The following is a 14,266-nucleotide window of genomic DNA, read 5'->3' as shown; positions in this document are numbered from 1 at the left end:
GTGTGAACTTCTGGGAGTACCTGGGCAACCGGCACCAGCAGCTGCTCGTGGACGCGTACCAACACGCCAGCGTCGTCTTCCAGTGCATGGTCGTGGCGACCGCGCTCGGCGTGCTGATCGGTGTCGTCACCTACCGCAGCGAGTGGGCCGGCGGCCTCGCCCAGACCACCACCGCCACCTTCCTCACCATCCCCTCCCTCGCCATGATCGGTCTGCTGATCCCGGTGGTGGGCCTGGGCGTGGAGCCCACGGTCATCGCGCTGACGCTGTACGCGCTGCTGCCGGTCGTACGGAACTCGATCGTGGGCCTGCGGGGCGTGGACCCGGCGCTGGTCGACGCGGCCGACGGCATCGGGATGTCCCGGCCGGGGCGGCTCGCGCGGGTCGAACTGCCGCTGGCCTGGCCGCCGATCCTGATCGGGATCCGGGTCGCGACCCAGATGCTGATGGGCATCGCGGCCATCGCCGCCTACGCCTCCGGGCCCGGCCTCGGCAACGAGATCTTCCGCGGACTCGCCTCCCTCGGCAGCGCGAACGCGCTCAACCAGGTCCTCGCGGGCACCCTCGGGATCGTCGTCCTGGCGCTGCTGTTCGACGCCGCGTACGTCCTGATCGGGCGGCTGACCATTCCGAGGGGGATCCGTGCCTGAGAAGCCTGGGAACCGTGCCACGGGCGCCACGATCGAGCTGGAGAACCTCTCCAAGCGGTACCCGGGCAGCCCCAGCCCCGCCGTCGACAACGTGAACATGGAGATCGGGGCGGGTGAGACGGTCGTCTTCGTCGGCCCGTCCGGGTGCGGCAAGTCGACCACCCTGAAGATGATCAACCGGCTGATCGAGCCGACGGGCGGCCGCATCCGCATCGGCGGCGACGACGTCACCCACATCGACCCGGTGAAGCTGCGCCGGAAGGTCGGGTACGCGATCCAGTCGTCCGGGCTCTTCCCGCACATGACCGTCGCCCAGAACATCGCGCTGGTGCCGAGGATGGTCGGCTGGCCGAAGGAACGGGTCTCGGCGCGGGTCGAGGAGATGCTCGACCTCGTCGGGCTCGACCCCGGCGAGTTCCACGGCCGCTACCCCCGCCAGCTCTCCGGCGGCCAGCAGCAGCGCGTGGGCGTGGCCCGGGCGCTCGCGGCCGATCCGCCGGTGCTGCTGATGGACGAGCCGTTCGGGGCCGTCGACCCGATCACCCGGGACCACCTCCAGGACGAGCTGATCCGCCTCCAGCACGAGCTGCACAAGACGATCGTGTTCGTCACCCACGACTTCGACGAGGCGATCAAGCTGGGCGACCGGATCGCCGTGCTGCGCGAGCACTCGCACATCGCGCAGTTCGACACACCGGAGGCGATCCTCACCAACCCGGCCGACGACTTCGTGTCCGGGTTCGTGGGCGCGGGCGCCGCCCTGAAGAGGCTGAACCTCACCCGCGTACGGGACGTGGGCCTCACCGACTACCCGACGGTGACCATCGACGACCCGCTGCAGGAGTTCTTCAACAGGCTCCGGGACAGCGGTACGAACGAGATCCTGCTGCTCGACCGGCGCGGCCGGCCCTACAAGTGGCTGCGACGCGGCGACCTGATGCGCGCCAGGGGCTCGCTGGCCCGCGCGGGCACCCTGGTGACGGACACGGTGCCCCGGGACGCGACACTGCGGGACGCGCTGGAGGCGGTGCTCACGGACAGCGCGGGGCGGGTCCCGGTCACCGGGCGGCGCGGGGAGTACCTGGGGGTGGTCGACGTGGAGACGCTCATGAACTCCGTGCACGAACTGATGGAGGCCGACCGGCTCGAGGCCGCCGCGCACCGGCACGCGCTGGAGGAGCTCCGGGCCGCGCAGACGCACGCGGAACAGGAGGGCGTCGGCGGGGAGGAGAAGGCGTGATCGCGCCCGAGGTCCAGGACCGTACGGCGGAGGATCCGCCCCACGAGGAAGAGGAGGAGGCTCCCCCGCCTCCGGGTCCGGAGCGCCGGCGGATCAGCTGGCAGAAGCTGACGTTCCTGCCGCTGTTCCTGGTGGCCCTGCTGCTCGCGACCTGGCTGTGGTTCCGGCAGGCGGACCTGGACCAGATCTCCGAGAACGCGCTGTCGAACGGCCAGGTGTCCAAGGCGTTGTGGCAGCACGTGCAGCTGACCGTGATCTCGACGTTCTTCGTGCTGATCATCGCCATTCCGCTGGGCGTCCTGCTGACCCGCCGGTTGTTCCGTGCGGCGACCCCGCTCGCGGTGACCCTCGCCAACATGGGTCAGGCGACCCCCGCGATCGGTCTGCTCGCCCTGCTGGTGATCTGGCTGGGCATCGGCCGCAGGTCGGCCCTGATCGGCATGATCGCCTACGCCGTGCTGCCCGTGCTGTCGAACACCGTCGCGGGCCTGAGGGCGAACGACCCGACGCTGTTGGAGGCCGCACGGGGCATCGGCATGTCCCCGACGGAGGTGCTCAGGAGGGTCGAGCTCCCGCTGGCCGTCCCGCTGATCCTGGCGGGCGTGCGCACGGCCCTCGTGCTGAACGTCGGCACCGCGACCCTGGCGACCTTCGGCGGGGGCGGCGGTCTGGGCGTGCTGATCACCACCGGCATCACCAACCAGCGGATGCCGGTGCTGGTGCTGGGCTCGGTCCTCACCGTCGCCCTGGCGCTGCTCGTCGACTGGCTGGCCTCACTGGCCGAGGTGCTGCTGCGGCCGCGGGGCCTGGAGGTGGGGAGGTGAGACGGCTCACCCGGCCGACGGCGGCGCTGCTGTTGCTGTTGCTGTCGGGCTGCGGACTGACCAGCGGCTCCCCCATGGTCGACGACGTCGAACCCGGCACGATCGGGCGGGGCCAGCCACTCAAGGGCGCCGACCTCACCGTGACGTCCAAGTCGTTCACCGAGAGCCTCATCCTCGGCGCGGTCATGGGCATCGCCTTCCAGGCGGCCGGCGCGGACGTCCTCGACCGCACCGGCATCCAGGGCTCCATCGGCGGACGCGAGGCGGTCCTCAAGGGGGACGCGGACGCCATGTACGAGTACACGGGCACCGCCTGGATCACGTACCAGGGCAACAGCGAGCCCATCGACGACCCGCACCGTCAGTGGGAGGCGGTGCGCGACGCCGACCTGAAGAACGGGGTCACCTGGCTGCCGCCCTCCCGGCTGAACAACACCTACGCGCTGGCCATGAACCAGGCCAACTTCAAGAAGTACGGCACGAAGACCCTCTCCGACGTCGCCGCGCTGTCCCGGCGCGACCCGGGCGCGGTGACCCTGTGCGTGGAGGGCGAGTTCGCCAACCGCGCGGACGGGCTGCCGGGGATGCAGAAGGCGTACGGCATGAACGTGCCGCTGGACCGGATCACCCAGATGGACACCGGGATCATCTACACACAGGCCGCGAAGGGCAGCTGCGTGTACGGGGAGGTCTTCACCACCGACGGGCGGATCGCCTCCATGGACCTGGTGGTGATGGACGACGACAGGAAGTTCTTCCCCAACTACAACGCGGCCCCCGAGATCAACACCAAGACCCTGAAGAAGTGGCCGGCGATCGCCGAGGTCCTGAACCCGATCACCGCGAAGCTGGACAACACGGTGGCGCGGCGCCTGAACGCGCAGGTGGACGTCGACGGGGAGGACCCGCATCAGGTGGCGTTGGACTGGCTCAAGGAGGAGGGGTTCGTGAAGTAGGGCCGTGCGCCCGGTGCGCGGGGTTCAGCAGCTCGGTACGGAACCCTTGCCCTTCTCCAGGGACACGAGGGCGTCGACCGCGCCCTTCAAGGTGGTCACCGGGACCAGGCGCAGGCCCTTCGGCAGGTCGGACCTGGCGTCGGAGCACTCGTCCTTCGGTACGAGGAAGACGGTCGCGCCGTCCCTGCGGGCGGCCTGTGTCTTCAGCGCGACGCCTCCGACCGCGCCCACCTTCCCGTCGGCGTCGATGGTCCCCGTACCGGCGATGGTGCGGCCACCGGTGAGGTCGCCGCCGCTGCCGTCGCCGTCGAGCTTGTCGATGATGCCGAGCGTGAACAGCAGTCCGGCGCTGGGGCCGCCGACGTCGGCGAGCTTCAGCGTGACCTTGACGTTCTTGCCGTCGAGGTGGAGGTAGTCGAGCGCGGCCTCGGTCGCGGTGTCCTGCGACTCCTTCATCTGCTGGGTGTTGTGCTGCTCGATCTCCTTGGTGGACTTGCCGCTGGGGTACACCGCGTCGCGCGGCATGATCGCCTGGTCGGTGCGGAACCAGCCGTCGATCACGTCCCCCAGCGAGACGTCCGCGTCCGGGGAGGTCGCCTCGATCGTCGTCATCCGCAGCTGACCGGTCGTCTTCCGCGTCGGCGCCCCGGAGATCGTGATCACCGCCTGCCCCTGGTTCGCCCCCAGCACATTCGCCGTCATCCCCGGCTCGGCCACGGAAAACGGCAGCGGCACGAACACAGCCGTGGCGACCAGCCCGACAACGGGCAGGGCACAGACGGCGAGGGCCTGGGGGCGGGTGAGGCGAGTGAGCACGCAATCAATCTACTCAGCCTGCGGGCATGCGTGCCGCCAGGGGCGGCACGGGTGGGCGCAGGCGGCACCCGGCAAGCGCGGGCGAGCGTACCCCACCCGCCCGCGCACCAGCACGCGGCACCAGTCAGCGCAGGGCACCTGCAAGGCACCGCACACGGCACAGCGCTCAGCGCAACGCCTCCGCCACCTCCCGCGCCGCGTCCACGACCCGCGGCCCCACCCTCTCCGGCACCGCGTCCGCCAACATCACGACCCCCACACTCCCCTCGACCCCGGTGACCCCCAGCAGCGGCGCCGCGGCCCCGCTCGCCCCCGCCTCCAGTTCGCCGTGCGTCAGGGTGTACCCGGGGTCCTCCAACGACTGCCGCCGCGCGGCGAGAATCGCCCGCCCCGCCGCCCCCCGGTCCAGCGGATGGCGAAATCCCGCCCGGTACGCCACGTGGTAGTCCGTCCAGGACGGCTCGACGACCGCGACCGCCAACGCCTCCGCCCCGTCCACCAGGGTGAGGTGCGCGGTCGCCCCTATGTCCTCCGCCAGCGACCGCAGCGCCGGCAGCGCGGCCTCCCGCACCAGCGGATGCACCTGCCGGCCCAGTCGCAGCACCCCGAGGCCCACCCGGGCACGTCCGCCCAGATCACGTCGTACGAGTGCGTGCTGTTCGAGTGTGGCGAGCAACCGGTACACCACGGTCCGGTTCACGCCCAGTTTGTTGGATAGCTCGGTGACGGTCAGCCCATGGTCCGTGTCGGCCAGCAGCTTGAGGACCCGTAGCCCTCGGTCGAGCGTCTGAGAGGTCTCCGCGGTCACGACGCCCACTCCTCCAAGTGGTGAGGTCGGCAGCCCCCTCGCGAAATGATGCGTCGCCGAGTCCCGTCGGCGACGCGCTTCAGAGGCCGCCGATCGGCCGCGGCCCGGTCCACCCGGGCCGAGTCGCTTCACGGCTGCGCTCCGCGGCGGCGCTGCCACGGGGCGTGTGCGTAGCGGGACAGTAGCGAAGCAGGTTCGCTAAGCGGAAGGCTCCGTCCAGAATCCGGGCAACGACTGGGATGGAGTACCTGCATTTGTCCCGAAACGTACGGCGCGCACAGCAAACACACAGCGCACACGCGCCGCCACGGGTCCTCGCAACATGCCCTACCCGCCGGTCACTTCATCCGGGTGGCCCACTCCTGCACCTTGGCGATCCGCTGCCGCAGCTGCCCCGCCGTCGCCTCCGCGCTGGGCGGTCCCCCGCACACCCGGCGCAGCTCGGTGTGGATCACGCCGTGGGGCTTGCCGCTCTGGTGGACGTACGCGCCGACCATCGTGTTGAGCTGCTTGCGCAGCTCCATCATCTCCTTGTGCGAGACGACCGGCCGCCGCTCCGCGGGCACCTCCAGCAGGTCGGCCTCCGCGTCCGGCTTCTTCTTGCTGTGCGCGATCTGCTTGGCCTGCCGCTTCTGGAGCAGCAGCTGCACCTGGTCGGGCTCGAGGAGGCCGGGGATGCCGAGGTAGTCCTGCTCCTCCTCGCTCCCCGGGTGGGCCTGCATGCCGAACTCGGCGCCGTTGTACATCACCCGGTCGAAGACGGCCTCGGACTCCAGCGCCTCGAAGGCGAACTGCTCCTGCTCACCGGTGTCCTCGTCCTGCTCCCGGTTCGCCTCGTCCATCTCCTTCTCGGACTCGGCGTACGGGTCCTCCTCGCCCTCCTTCTTGGGCTTGTCGAGGACGTGGTCGCGCTCGCGCTCCATCTCGTTGGCGAAGCCGAGCAGGTCGGGCACGGTCGGCAGGAACACCGAGGCGGTCTCGCCGCGCCGCCGGGACCGTACGAAACGGCCGACGGCCTGCGCGAAGAACAGCGGCGTCGAGATGGTGGTGGCGTACACCCCGACCGCGAGCCGGGGCACGTCGACGCCCTCGGACACCATGCGGACGGCGACCATCCAGCGGTCGGTGTTGCCGCTGAACTCGTCGATCCGACTGGACGCGCCGGCGTCGTCGGAGAGGACCAGGGTCGCCTTGCTGCCCGTGATCTCCCGGATCAGCTTGGCGTACGCCCGCGCGGAATCCTGGTCGGAGGCGATGACGAGCGCACCGGCGTCCGGGATGGCCTTCCTGACCTCGGTGAGCCGCTGGTCGGCCGCGCGCAGCACGCTCGGCATCCACTCACCGCGCGGATCCAGCGCCGTACGCCAGGCCTGGCTGATCGCGTCCTTGGTCATCGGCTCGCCGAGCCGCGCGGCGATCTCGTCGCCGGCCTTGGTGCGCCAGCGCATGTTGCCGCTGTAGGAGAGGAAGATCACCGGGCGCACGACGTTGTCCGCGAGGGCGGAGCCGTAGCCGTAGGTGTAGTCGGCGGCGGACCGCCGGATGCCGTCGTTGCCCTCCTCGTACGTCACGAAGGGGATCGGGTTGGTGTCCGAGCGGAAGGGCGTACCGGTGAGGGCGAGGCGGCGAGTGGCGGGCTCGAACGCCTCCAGGCAGGCCTCACCCCAGGACTTGGAGTCACCGGCGTGGTGGATCTCGTCGAGGATGACGAGCGTCTTGCGCTGCTCGGAGCGGTTGCGGTGCAGCATCGGCCGGACACCGACACCCGCGTACGTCACGGCGACACCGTGGTAGTCCTTGCCGAGCGGGCCCGCGCTGTACTCGGGGTCCAGCTTGATCCCTATCCGCGCGGCGGCCTCCGCCCACTGCTTCTTCAGGTGCTCGGTGGGCGCGACGACGGTCACCTGCTGCACGACATGGTGGTGCAGCAGCCAGGACGCCAGCGTCAGCGCGAAGGTCGTCTTTCCGGCGCCGGGCGTGGCGACGGCGAGGAAGTCACGCGGCTGCTCCTGGATGTACTTCTCCATCGCCCCCTGCTGCCAGGCGCGCAGCTTGCTGGCGGTGCCCCACGGCGCCCGGCCGGGAAAGGCGGGCGACAGGTGGTGGGAGTGGGAGGCGGAGGAAGCGGCGGTGGTAGTCACGGTCTCCGTACGGGGTCGGGCTGGCTCGGGGGCGGGGTCGGCTACGTATGACAACCGGGCCACCCTACCGGCGGCACGGAGGCGTCAACGCGCGAACAGCGCCGGGGCCCGGGGAGGTGGGATTCACGTCACAGCGGACCCGGCCGGGCGGCTTCGGGGCGTCGACGAAGCTGTCCGAAGATCGCATGGACGAGGCGGAGACGGCCCGCCTAGCGTGCGGGAGTGACGAGAGAACGCAGGTACCGGATCCTGATCGGGGGCTACGCGCTCTCGTCGTACGGCACCTACCTGAACATGGTGGCGCTGAACCTGTACGTCTACGCCGTCACCGAACGGGCCGTGGCCGTCGGCGCGTTCATGGCCGTACGGCTCGCGGCGGGGTTCGTGGCGGGGCTGGTCGTCGGCCCCGTGCTGGCCCGCTGGTCGGCGCGGGGCGTCATGTTCTGGGTGAACGTGGTGCAGGCGGCCGTACTGGTGGTCCTGGTGACGGTGCCCGACGGGCTGCGCACGGCCACGCTGTTCGTCGTCTCGGCGGTGGGCGGCGTCACGGGCACCGTGTTCGTGGTGGCGCTGCGCGGCTCGGTGATCCCGGAGATGGTGGCCGAGGAGCGCCGTACGTGGGCCAACTCGCTGATGGTGAGCTGGCGTTCACTGGCGATGGTGGCGGGCTTCGCGTCGGCCGGTGTGGTGGTGTCGCTGCTCGGGTACACAGCGGCGTTCCTGGTGGACATGGTGACGTTCCTGGTGTGCGCGGTGGCGGTGGCGCAGTTGCCGGTGTCGTCGGCGGAGCCGGAGGCTTCCGGGGAGACTGTCGAGGAGGACGGCGCGGGCCGGGAAGACCGACGCCGGGTGCCCCGCGCGCTCGTGGCGCTGGCCGCCGCCCCCGTCCTCGGTCTGATGGTGCTGCTGCGGGCGGTGGACGCGCTGGGCTCGTCCTCCCACAACGCCGCCCTGCCGGTCTACTCGACCGAGTTGGACACCGACAGTCCCGCGGTGTTCGTGAGCGTGTTCTGGTGCGTGTGGGCGGTCGGCAACGTCCTGGTCCAACAGGTGATCCAGCGCTGGACCAGCCGCTCGGGCCGGGCCGTCGGCGCGCTGGGCTTCGGCTTCGGCACCATCGCGATGTCCGCCGGGTTCATCCTGGCCTTCGCCGGGCTGCCGTGGGCGGCGACGGTGCTGGTGGGGCTGGTGGCGGGTGCGGCCGACGGTCTGACCGAGGTGTCGTACACCTCCCATCTCCAGACCCTGCCGGACGCCCTGCGCACGCACGCCTTCGGCCTGTCGGCCACGGTGGAGAGCCTCGGCTTCGGCGTCGGCATGGTGGCGGTGGGCGCGGCGTTGGAGGCGTACTCGCCGCTGGTGGTCGTCGCGGTCGCGCACGGTGTGGCCATCGCGATCGCGGTGGTGTTCGTGGCGATGGTGCTGAGGGAGCGGGCGGGGGCGAAGGCGGAGAAAGGGGCGGAGTCTCCCCGCTCACTGCTTCCGTTCGCGCAGTCGGGTGGTCACCCACGCGCCCAGGAGGGCGACTGACGCCATCGGCAGGAAGACGGCGACGAAGGCGGCGGGATGGGAGGCGGCGGAGGCCGCGGTGGCGTTATGGGTGACGCCGTGGGCGATGTCACCGCCGCCGAGCGCGGCGAAGGCGGCGCCCCCGGCCGCGAGCAGCAGCACATTGGAGAGCCCGTCGGAGATCTGGAGCGCGGCGGAGTTGGTACCGGCTTCCTCCGGCGCGGAGAGGTGGAGCAGGAGCACACTGGTGGAGGAGATCACCAGCCCCATCCCGAAGCAGCCGAACGCCCATGCCACGGCGACGACCCACACGGGCACGGCGGGGAGCAGCACACTCGGCGCGGTGGCGATGGCCGCCGCCACCAGGACCATCCCGACCGTCATCAGCCTCTCCCGGTACGGCTCCACCCGCGACCGTGACTGCACCCACGAAGCCAGCGCCCAGGTCGCCCCGCCCGCCGCGAGCGACAGCCCGGCGAGCGTCGGCGCGAGGCCCCGCTGGGTGACCAGCATCAGCGGTACGAAGGACTCGGCCCCGATGAAGGATCCCGCGGCCACGCCCCTCAACAACACGACCGACGGCAGCCCACGCGCCGCCCGGTAGGTACCCCGCGGCAACAGCCCCAGCACGGCCGGCACGAGCAGCGCGGCGCCGACGGCCCCGGGCACGAGCGAGACCCAGCGCAGGTCCTGGGCGGCGTACTGCAGAAGCCCGGCGCCGACGGAGATCCCGAACGCGAGCCGGATACGACGCCGATCGAACGCGCCGACCTCCTGGCCCGCCACGGGCCCGGCGGCCCGCCGCCGTATCTGCGGCAGGGCGAGAGCGAGCGGAAAGACGACGAGGACGGGTGTCCCGACGAACACCCACCGCCAGCCCAGCTGCTCGGTCACGACACCCGAGACGAGCGGCCCGACGACGGACGGCACGACCCAACTCGCCGCGAACGCGGCCATGATCGCCGGCCGCAGGTGCTCCGGATAAGCGCGCCCCACAACGACGTACAGCGCGACGATCACGAGCCCACCGCCCAGCCCCTGCACGGCCCGCCCAAGGATGAACAGCCACATCACCCCGGCCGTCCCCGACACCACCAACCCCGCCGCGAACGCGGAGATCCCCCCGGTCAGCGCCCCCAACGGCCCCCGTCGGTCCGACCACTGCCCGGCCAGCACCATCCCGAACAAGCTGGTGGTGAAGTACCCGGAGAACGCGAACGCGTACAGGGACACCCCGTCGAGCTCCCGCGCGGCGACGGGCATCGCGGTCCCGACAGCGGTCGCCTCGAACGCGATGAGCAGCACAACGGAGACGATCCCGATACTGAGGGCCCGATACGACCGCCCCAGCACCCCCTCCCCGATCTCGCGGTGACTGGTGAGCTCGGAGTTGTCGAGGGCGGCCATGCAGCCCAGGGTAAGGTCCACAGCCACCTTTGACCCCTGTCGAAAGCCGCACCCACCCCTGCACCCTTGGTCCTACGACCACTCCTTTATGAACGCCGCATGGCAGTCCCATTGCAGCCCCACCGCCGCCCTTGAGCCCACCTTCCAGCCCGCCGTACGGTCATCTCACCGAGTTCGGCGGGGAGCCTCCACTCCCCCAGAACTCGGAGTTCGGTCGTGTGCCCGAGTGGTTCAGATGATGACGCAAAACCTTGGCCGTGTGCCCGAGTGGTTTAGGGGCTCGCCTGCAAAGCGAGTTACGTGGGTTCGATTCCCGCCACGGCCTCAAGTGCCTTGACCAGGCAAGAAGAAGGGCGGCACCCCTGAAGGGGTGCCGCCCGGTCATTCTTCCGTCTCAGTTCCCGTCTCAGTTGAACACTGCTAAGGGCTGTCCCGCAATCATCACTCGGAGCCGTCGGGCCAAGCTCAGGAGCCTGCCGAGGCAGCGGCGTGATCCGCTGCCTTCTGAACAGCGGGGATCAGATCTGCAATCCGTTCGAGTTGGTCACGTTGAGAGCGCAGGTCCAGGGCGCCGAGTCGTGCGACGATGTGCCGGACACCGGCGGCGACGTACTGTCCCAGGCGCTGGAGCACTTGGTCGGCTGAGCCGGTGACAACGGCCTGTATCCTCTCCAGTTCCTCCAGCGGCATGCCGTAGGTGGCCCGTGCGTAGGCGTCCAGCGCTCGGCGGCCGCTCTCAATGTCGTCGTCGATCAGTACCGAGACGAACAGCGCGGGGGTGATGTCTTCGGCTGCACGCCCGGCGTCGGCTGCCGCTTGGCGTACATTGCGAAGGCCGGATGCGTAGTCGGCGGGGTCGGGCGGGTAGGGCAGCCACCCGTCGTACGTCCGGCCGGTGCGGGCCTGCGCTGCGGGGGTCGCGCCACCGAGCCAGATGGGCGGACCGCCAGCTTGGGACGGCCTGGTCGTGGGCGGGATGTCATCGAAACGGAGGATCTCGCCGTGGAAGGAGTCGGCGCCGTCCCACAGTGCCCGCCACAGCGCGACAGTCTCGTCCAGGCGGGCGAAGCGCCTTTCCCAAGGCAGCTCGGACAGCGTGTAGAGGGGCCGACCGAAGCGACCGGGGAAGCCGGCGCCGACGGTCACGGTGAGCCGGCCACCGGACAGCACGTCAATCGACCCAAGTGACTGCGCGGCCTGGATCGGCCGACGCAGGAACGGCATCAGTGCAGCCGTACCCAGCGTCACGGCCTCGGTCGCCGGGGCGAGCGCGGCCAGCATCGTGAGTGCCTCGATGCGCGGGCTGATCAGCGAGTCGTTGACGAAGAGCGAGCGGAAGCCCAGGCGTTCGGCCTGGCGCCCGAAGGCGACCAGCTCGCGAGGGCCGTCAGCCGCGCCCCACTGGGCGGTTCCGGTCGGAAGCAGTACACCGATGTCCATGTCGTTGATGTTCACGACCGGTGCGAGAGGCGACAATTCCCTGCGGGGAATAGCCTGGGACCCTCCGCCGCCGTTACAACAGGTCCGTGGACTTCCCTCGTGCGCTTCGCGAACGGCGTACCCGCCGTCAACTCAGCCAGCTCGACCTGGCGCTTCGGGCGGGCACCACGCAGCGCCATCTCAGCTTCATCGAAGCAGGAAGGTCCGTCCCCGGCCGGAACATGGTCGTGCGCCTGGCCGAGTCGCTGGAACTGCCGCTGCGGGAGCGCAACGAGCTGCTGTTGGCCGCAGGGTACGCACCCGCCTACCCCGAGAGCTCACTCGACGACCCGGTTCTGGCTCCCGTGCGCACGGCGATCGATCACATCCTCCGCGGGCATCTGCCGTATCCGGCGCTGGTTGTGGACCGCGGCGGCGACCTGATCGCCGCGAACACCGCATTCGACCTGATCACCGAAGGGGCTGCCCCCGAGCTGGTGGGCCCGGGCACGAACATCTACCGCCTTGCGCTGCATCCCGACGGCCTGGCTCCCCGCATCCGTAACCTAGCCGAATGGGCGCGCCACATCCTGGCCCGCCTCGGCCACCTGGAAGAGTTGCGCGCCGAGCTCACTGGGTACGTTCCCCAACTGGATCCGTCCGCCGGGCTGCTCGGTTTCGCAGTTCCGCTCCGCCTGCAGTCCTCGTACGGTGAGCTGCACCTGATGACGACCGTAACCACATTCGCCACCGCTGTCGACGTAACACTTGCCGAGCTGAAGCTGGAGGCGTTCCTGCCGGCCGACGCGGCGACAGCCGAGGCACTCTCAGCGGCCGCCGGGCCAATGGGTGCCTCTGCTGCTGCGGATTAGGCCCCCGGGAACATGTAATCGGCCTTGATCCGGCCGTCGTCGTCGAGCACGAGAATGTCCAAGCCGCCACCGACCACGTCATCGGTTTCGACAGACACCGTCTCCCAGCCGAGTACCCCTGAGCCTCCAGAGTGGTGTAGTCGAAGCCGAGTTTCTGATGGCGATGCCCTCCGCCTGAAGCTCGAACGCGATCCTTGCGGCCGACCACTTCCGGGCGCGACGGAGGTGTTCGATCCGAACGACCGCGTCGGTAGCCGTGGCAGTGGGCTGTCGTCGGGGCGTTGAAGAACGGTCCGGCAGCCCGAGCTCACCATGGCGGCGATAACGGTTCACCCCCTTGGATGCGCACGCACGGGAGATCCCCATCTCCGCTGCTACGTGGGCGATCGGCCGGCTCTTACACCGTTCGATCAGGCGACGGCGGCCTTCGGGCGACAGAGGAGCGTTGCGGTGCGTCACCGTTCGCCGTCCCCGACGGCAGCGGATGACTGCGCACCGGACGGAAGCGGGACCACGCCAAGATGCTCGCCGCGCAGGCCGGGCCGCTCGGCCAGGTCGACCAGCGCGCGGGCGTGGTCGGCGCGGGTGACGCGGCTCGTGAGATCACCAACCGCCGTGAAGGCATACCCGCTGGCGGGCGATGTGCCGGAGGCGAAGTCTCCCGCAGGGCTTACGGCCGCCCACTGCAGGCCGGACGCATTGATCACCTCCAATGCGATGCGGTGCCCCAGGGAGAACGGCCGGTACTCCGCCGGAAAACCGTCGGTGTCGACGGCCGGGATCCCGGAAGCACCAGGCAGCAACGAAGCGATGCTCACCCAGACCAGGCGGCCGACCACCGCATCCTGCAGACCGGTCACCAAGCCGTTTGCCGCGGCCGGGAAGAAGGCCCTCGGGCCGGCCTCGGCGGGCGCCACTGCTGCGATCGCGACATCGCGGCCCGCTGCGGCCCGAGCCACTGCTTTCGGGTCGGTGATGTCCGCCTCTGCGCTTCTTGGGGAAGTCACGCAGTGCTCGCGTGCGGTCGCCTCGGCCAACGCCATGCTGCCGGTACTGCCACCCGCTCCGAAGATCACAATCCTCATCATGCGCACGACGCTAGGCGGGCCCCTGGTTACCGATCGGGTACCTACACTTGGGCCATGCGCCAGCTCTCGTCCGAGACGTTTGACGAGCTGTGCCCCTCCTCGATGCTGCCGATTCGGATGCAGAACAAGTGGGCGCCGCTGGTCATGCGTCTGCTCGGCGAGGGTGCCCAGCCATTCAGCGAACTGCGCAGGGCACTGCCGAGAACGAGTTCCAAAGAACTCACCCGAGCACTGCGTTCCCTCGACCGTGACGGGTTCATCACCCGTGCCGCCGAGGCGGACTCCACCGGCTACAGCCTCACCCCACTCGGTCGAAGCCTTCTTGCCGTCCTCCTGGACGTCTACGCCTGGACCGCCGAGCACTGGGACGAAATCGTCGACGCCCGCGAGCGCGCAGATCACACAGAGACCGGCTCGTCTGTCACAACGCCTTGACCCGCAACACCTAGTGACCTGAGTCGGAGATTCGTCGTTGGTTCGGTATGAGTCGTCCGGGTCCGAAGATTCCGCCGCTGTCACTGACTGATACCCAACGG

Annotated in this window: 13 protein-coding genes, 1 tRNA gene and 1 pseudogene; 8 read left to right on the top strand and 7 right to left on the bottom strand. The window is 70.0% G+C overall.

Annotated features, from left to right (window positions below; all coding sequences use genetic code 11):
* The first annotated feature begins 2 nt into the window (after positions 1 to 2).
* The 4 genes from ACGFNV_RS40885 to ACGFNV_RS40870 all read left to right on the top strand — a co-directional run bounded on the left by ACGFNV_RS40885 (position 3) and on the right by ACGFNV_RS40870 (position 3,670).
* The gene (locus tag ACGFNV_RS40885) at positions 3 to 650 is read left to right on the top strand and encodes an ABC transporter permease (RefSeq protein ID WP_393629980.1); all 648 of its coding nucleotides are present in this window, start codon (positions 3 to 5) and stop codon (positions 648 to 650) included.
* Complete coding sequence (locus ACGFNV_RS40880; protein WP_393629978.1) at positions 643 to 1,890, top strand: betaine/proline/choline family ABC transporter ATP-binding protein; 1,248 nt, start codon at positions 643 to 645, stop codon at positions 1,888 to 1,890. The genes ACGFNV_RS40885 and ACGFNV_RS40880 overlap by 8 nt, the downstream gene beginning before the upstream one ends.
* Positions 1,887 to 2,714, top strand: coding sequence for an ABC transporter permease (locus ACGFNV_RS40875; protein ID WP_393629976.1), 828 nt, complete (start codon positions 1,887 to 1,889; stop codon positions 2,712 to 2,714). Before ACGFNV_RS40880 ends, ACGFNV_RS40875 begins: the two co-directional genes overlap by 4 nt.
* Before the next feature lie 74 nt (positions 2,715 to 2,788).
* Complete coding sequence (locus tag ACGFNV_RS40870; RefSeq protein WP_393630201.1) at positions 2,789 to 3,670, top strand: glycine betaine ABC transporter substrate-binding protein; 882 nt, start codon at positions 2,789 to 2,791, stop codon at positions 3,668 to 3,670.
* A 24-nt stretch (positions 3,671 to 3,694) separates the two neighbouring features.
* Here the strand turns inward: ACGFNV_RS40870 and ACGFNV_RS40865 are convergent, their stop codons facing one another.
* From ACGFNV_RS40865 to ACGFNV_RS40855, 3 genes are all read right to left on the bottom strand, one after another.
* On the bottom strand, positions 3,695 to 4,486 hold the full coding sequence (locus ACGFNV_RS40865; protein ID WP_393629974.1) for a PDZ domain-containing protein: 792 nt from the start codon (positions 4,484 to 4,486) through the stop codon (positions 3,695 to 3,697).
* 166 nt (positions 4,487 to 4,652) lie between these two features.
* Complete coding sequence (locus ACGFNV_RS40860) at positions 4,653 to 5,294, bottom strand: helix-turn-helix domain-containing protein (protein ID WP_133931387.1); 642 nt, start codon at positions 5,292 to 5,294, stop codon at positions 4,653 to 4,655.
* Positions 5,295 to 5,632: 338 nt separating this feature from the next.
* A complete protein-coding gene (locus tag ACGFNV_RS40855; RefSeq protein WP_393629971.1) occupies positions 5,633 to 7,435 on the bottom strand; it encodes a DEAD/DEAH box helicase in 1,803 nt (600 codons plus the stop codon).
* A gap of 222 nt (positions 7,436 to 7,657) precedes the next feature.
* Between ACGFNV_RS40855 and ACGFNV_RS40850 the strand changes: the two genes are divergently transcribed.
* Positions 7,658 to 8,965, top strand: coding sequence for an MFS transporter (locus ACGFNV_RS40850; RefSeq protein ID WP_393629969.1), 1,308 nt, complete (start codon positions 7,658 to 7,660; stop codon positions 8,963 to 8,965).
* On the opposite strand, the gene ACGFNV_RS40845 is transcribed toward ACGFNV_RS40850, so the two are convergent.
* The gene (locus tag ACGFNV_RS40845; protein ID WP_393629967.1) at positions 8,909 to 10,351 is read right to left on the bottom strand and encodes an MFS transporter; all 1,443 of its coding nucleotides are present in this window, start codon (positions 10,349 to 10,351) and stop codon (positions 8,909 to 8,911) included. The genes ACGFNV_RS40850 and ACGFNV_RS40845 overlap by 57 nt on opposite strands.
* Before the next feature lie 253 nt (positions 10,352 to 10,604).
* Here ACGFNV_RS40845 and ACGFNV_RS40840 point away from each other — a divergent pair.
* Positions 10,605 to 10,676: transfer RNA gene (locus tag ACGFNV_RS40840), tRNA-Cys, on the top strand.
* A 140-nt stretch (positions 10,677 to 10,816) separates the two neighbouring features.
* Here ACGFNV_RS40840 and ACGFNV_RS40835 read toward each other — a convergent pair.
* Positions 10,817 to 11,791 carry an LLM class flavin-dependent oxidoreductase gene (locus tag ACGFNV_RS40835; protein WP_393630199.1) on the bottom strand — a complete coding sequence of 325 codons (975 nt, stop codon included), beginning with the start codon at positions 11,789 to 11,791 and terminating at the stop codon, positions 10,817 to 10,819.
* 86 nt (positions 11,792 to 11,877) lie between these two features.
* Here ACGFNV_RS40835 and ACGFNV_RS40830 point away from each other — a divergent pair, with 86 nt between their 5' ends.
* Positions 11,878 to 12,642 carry a helix-turn-helix domain-containing protein gene (locus ACGFNV_RS40830; RefSeq protein ID WP_393629965.1) on the top strand — a complete coding sequence of 255 codons (765 nt, stop codon included), beginning with the start codon at positions 11,878 to 11,880 and terminating at the stop codon, positions 12,640 to 12,642.
* A 156-nt stretch (positions 12,643 to 12,798) separates the two neighbouring features.
* Here the strand turns inward: ACGFNV_RS40830 and ACGFNV_RS40825 are convergent.
* Both ACGFNV_RS40825 and ACGFNV_RS40820 read right to left on the bottom strand, forming a co-directional pair.
* Positions 12,799 to 13,101 (bottom strand): annotated as a pseudogene (locus tag ACGFNV_RS40825) (leucine zipper domain-containing protein); the annotation flags it as partial.
* Entirely contained in the window at positions 13,098 to 13,730 is a 633-nt protein-coding gene (locus ACGFNV_RS40820; RefSeq protein ID WP_393629963.1) for an NAD(P)-dependent oxidoreductase, read from the bottom strand. The pseudogene ACGFNV_RS40825 and the gene ACGFNV_RS40820, both read right to left, overlap by 4 nt.
* 54 nt (positions 13,731 to 13,784) lie before the next feature.
* On the opposite strand from ACGFNV_RS40820, the gene ACGFNV_RS40815 reads away from it, so the two are divergent.
* The gene (locus ACGFNV_RS40815; RefSeq protein ID WP_393629961.1) at positions 13,785 to 14,165 is read left to right on the top strand and encodes a winged helix-turn-helix transcriptional regulator; all 381 of its coding nucleotides are present in this window, start codon (positions 13,785 to 13,787) and stop codon (positions 14,163 to 14,165) included.
* Positions 14,166 to 14,266 lie beyond the last annotated feature (101 nt).

This window comes from Streptomyces sp. NPDC048751 (assembly GCF_043198595.1).
In the GTDB taxonomy this organism is placed as follows: Bacteria; Actinomycetota; Actinomycetes; order Streptomycetales; family Streptomycetaceae; genus Streptomyces.
This window is presented reverse-complemented; position numbering and strand designations above follow the sequence as displayed.

Excerpts from the sequence above, each read along its gene's own strand:
- ACGFNV_RS40870 (WP_393630201.1), top strand. The coding sequence starts at position 2,789 with ATGGTCGACGACGTCGAACCCGGCACGATCGGGCGGGGCCAGCCACTC.
- ACGFNV_RS40845 (WP_393629967.1), bottom strand. The coding sequence starts at position 10,351 with ATGGCCGCCCTCGACAACTCCGAGCTCACCAGTCACCGCGAGATCGGG.
- ACGFNV_RS40835 (WP_393630199.1), bottom strand. The coding sequence starts at position 11,791 with ATGGACATCGGTGTACTGCTTCCGACCGGAACCGCCCAGTGGGGCGCG.
- ACGFNV_RS40820 (WP_393629963.1), bottom strand. The coding sequence starts at position 13,730 with ATGATGAGGATTGTGATCTTCGGAGCGGGTGGCAGTACCGGCAGCATG.
- ACGFNV_RS40815 (WP_393629961.1), top strand. The coding sequence starts at position 13,785 with ATGCGCCAGCTCTCGTCCGAGACGTTTGACGAGCTGTGCCCCTCCTCG.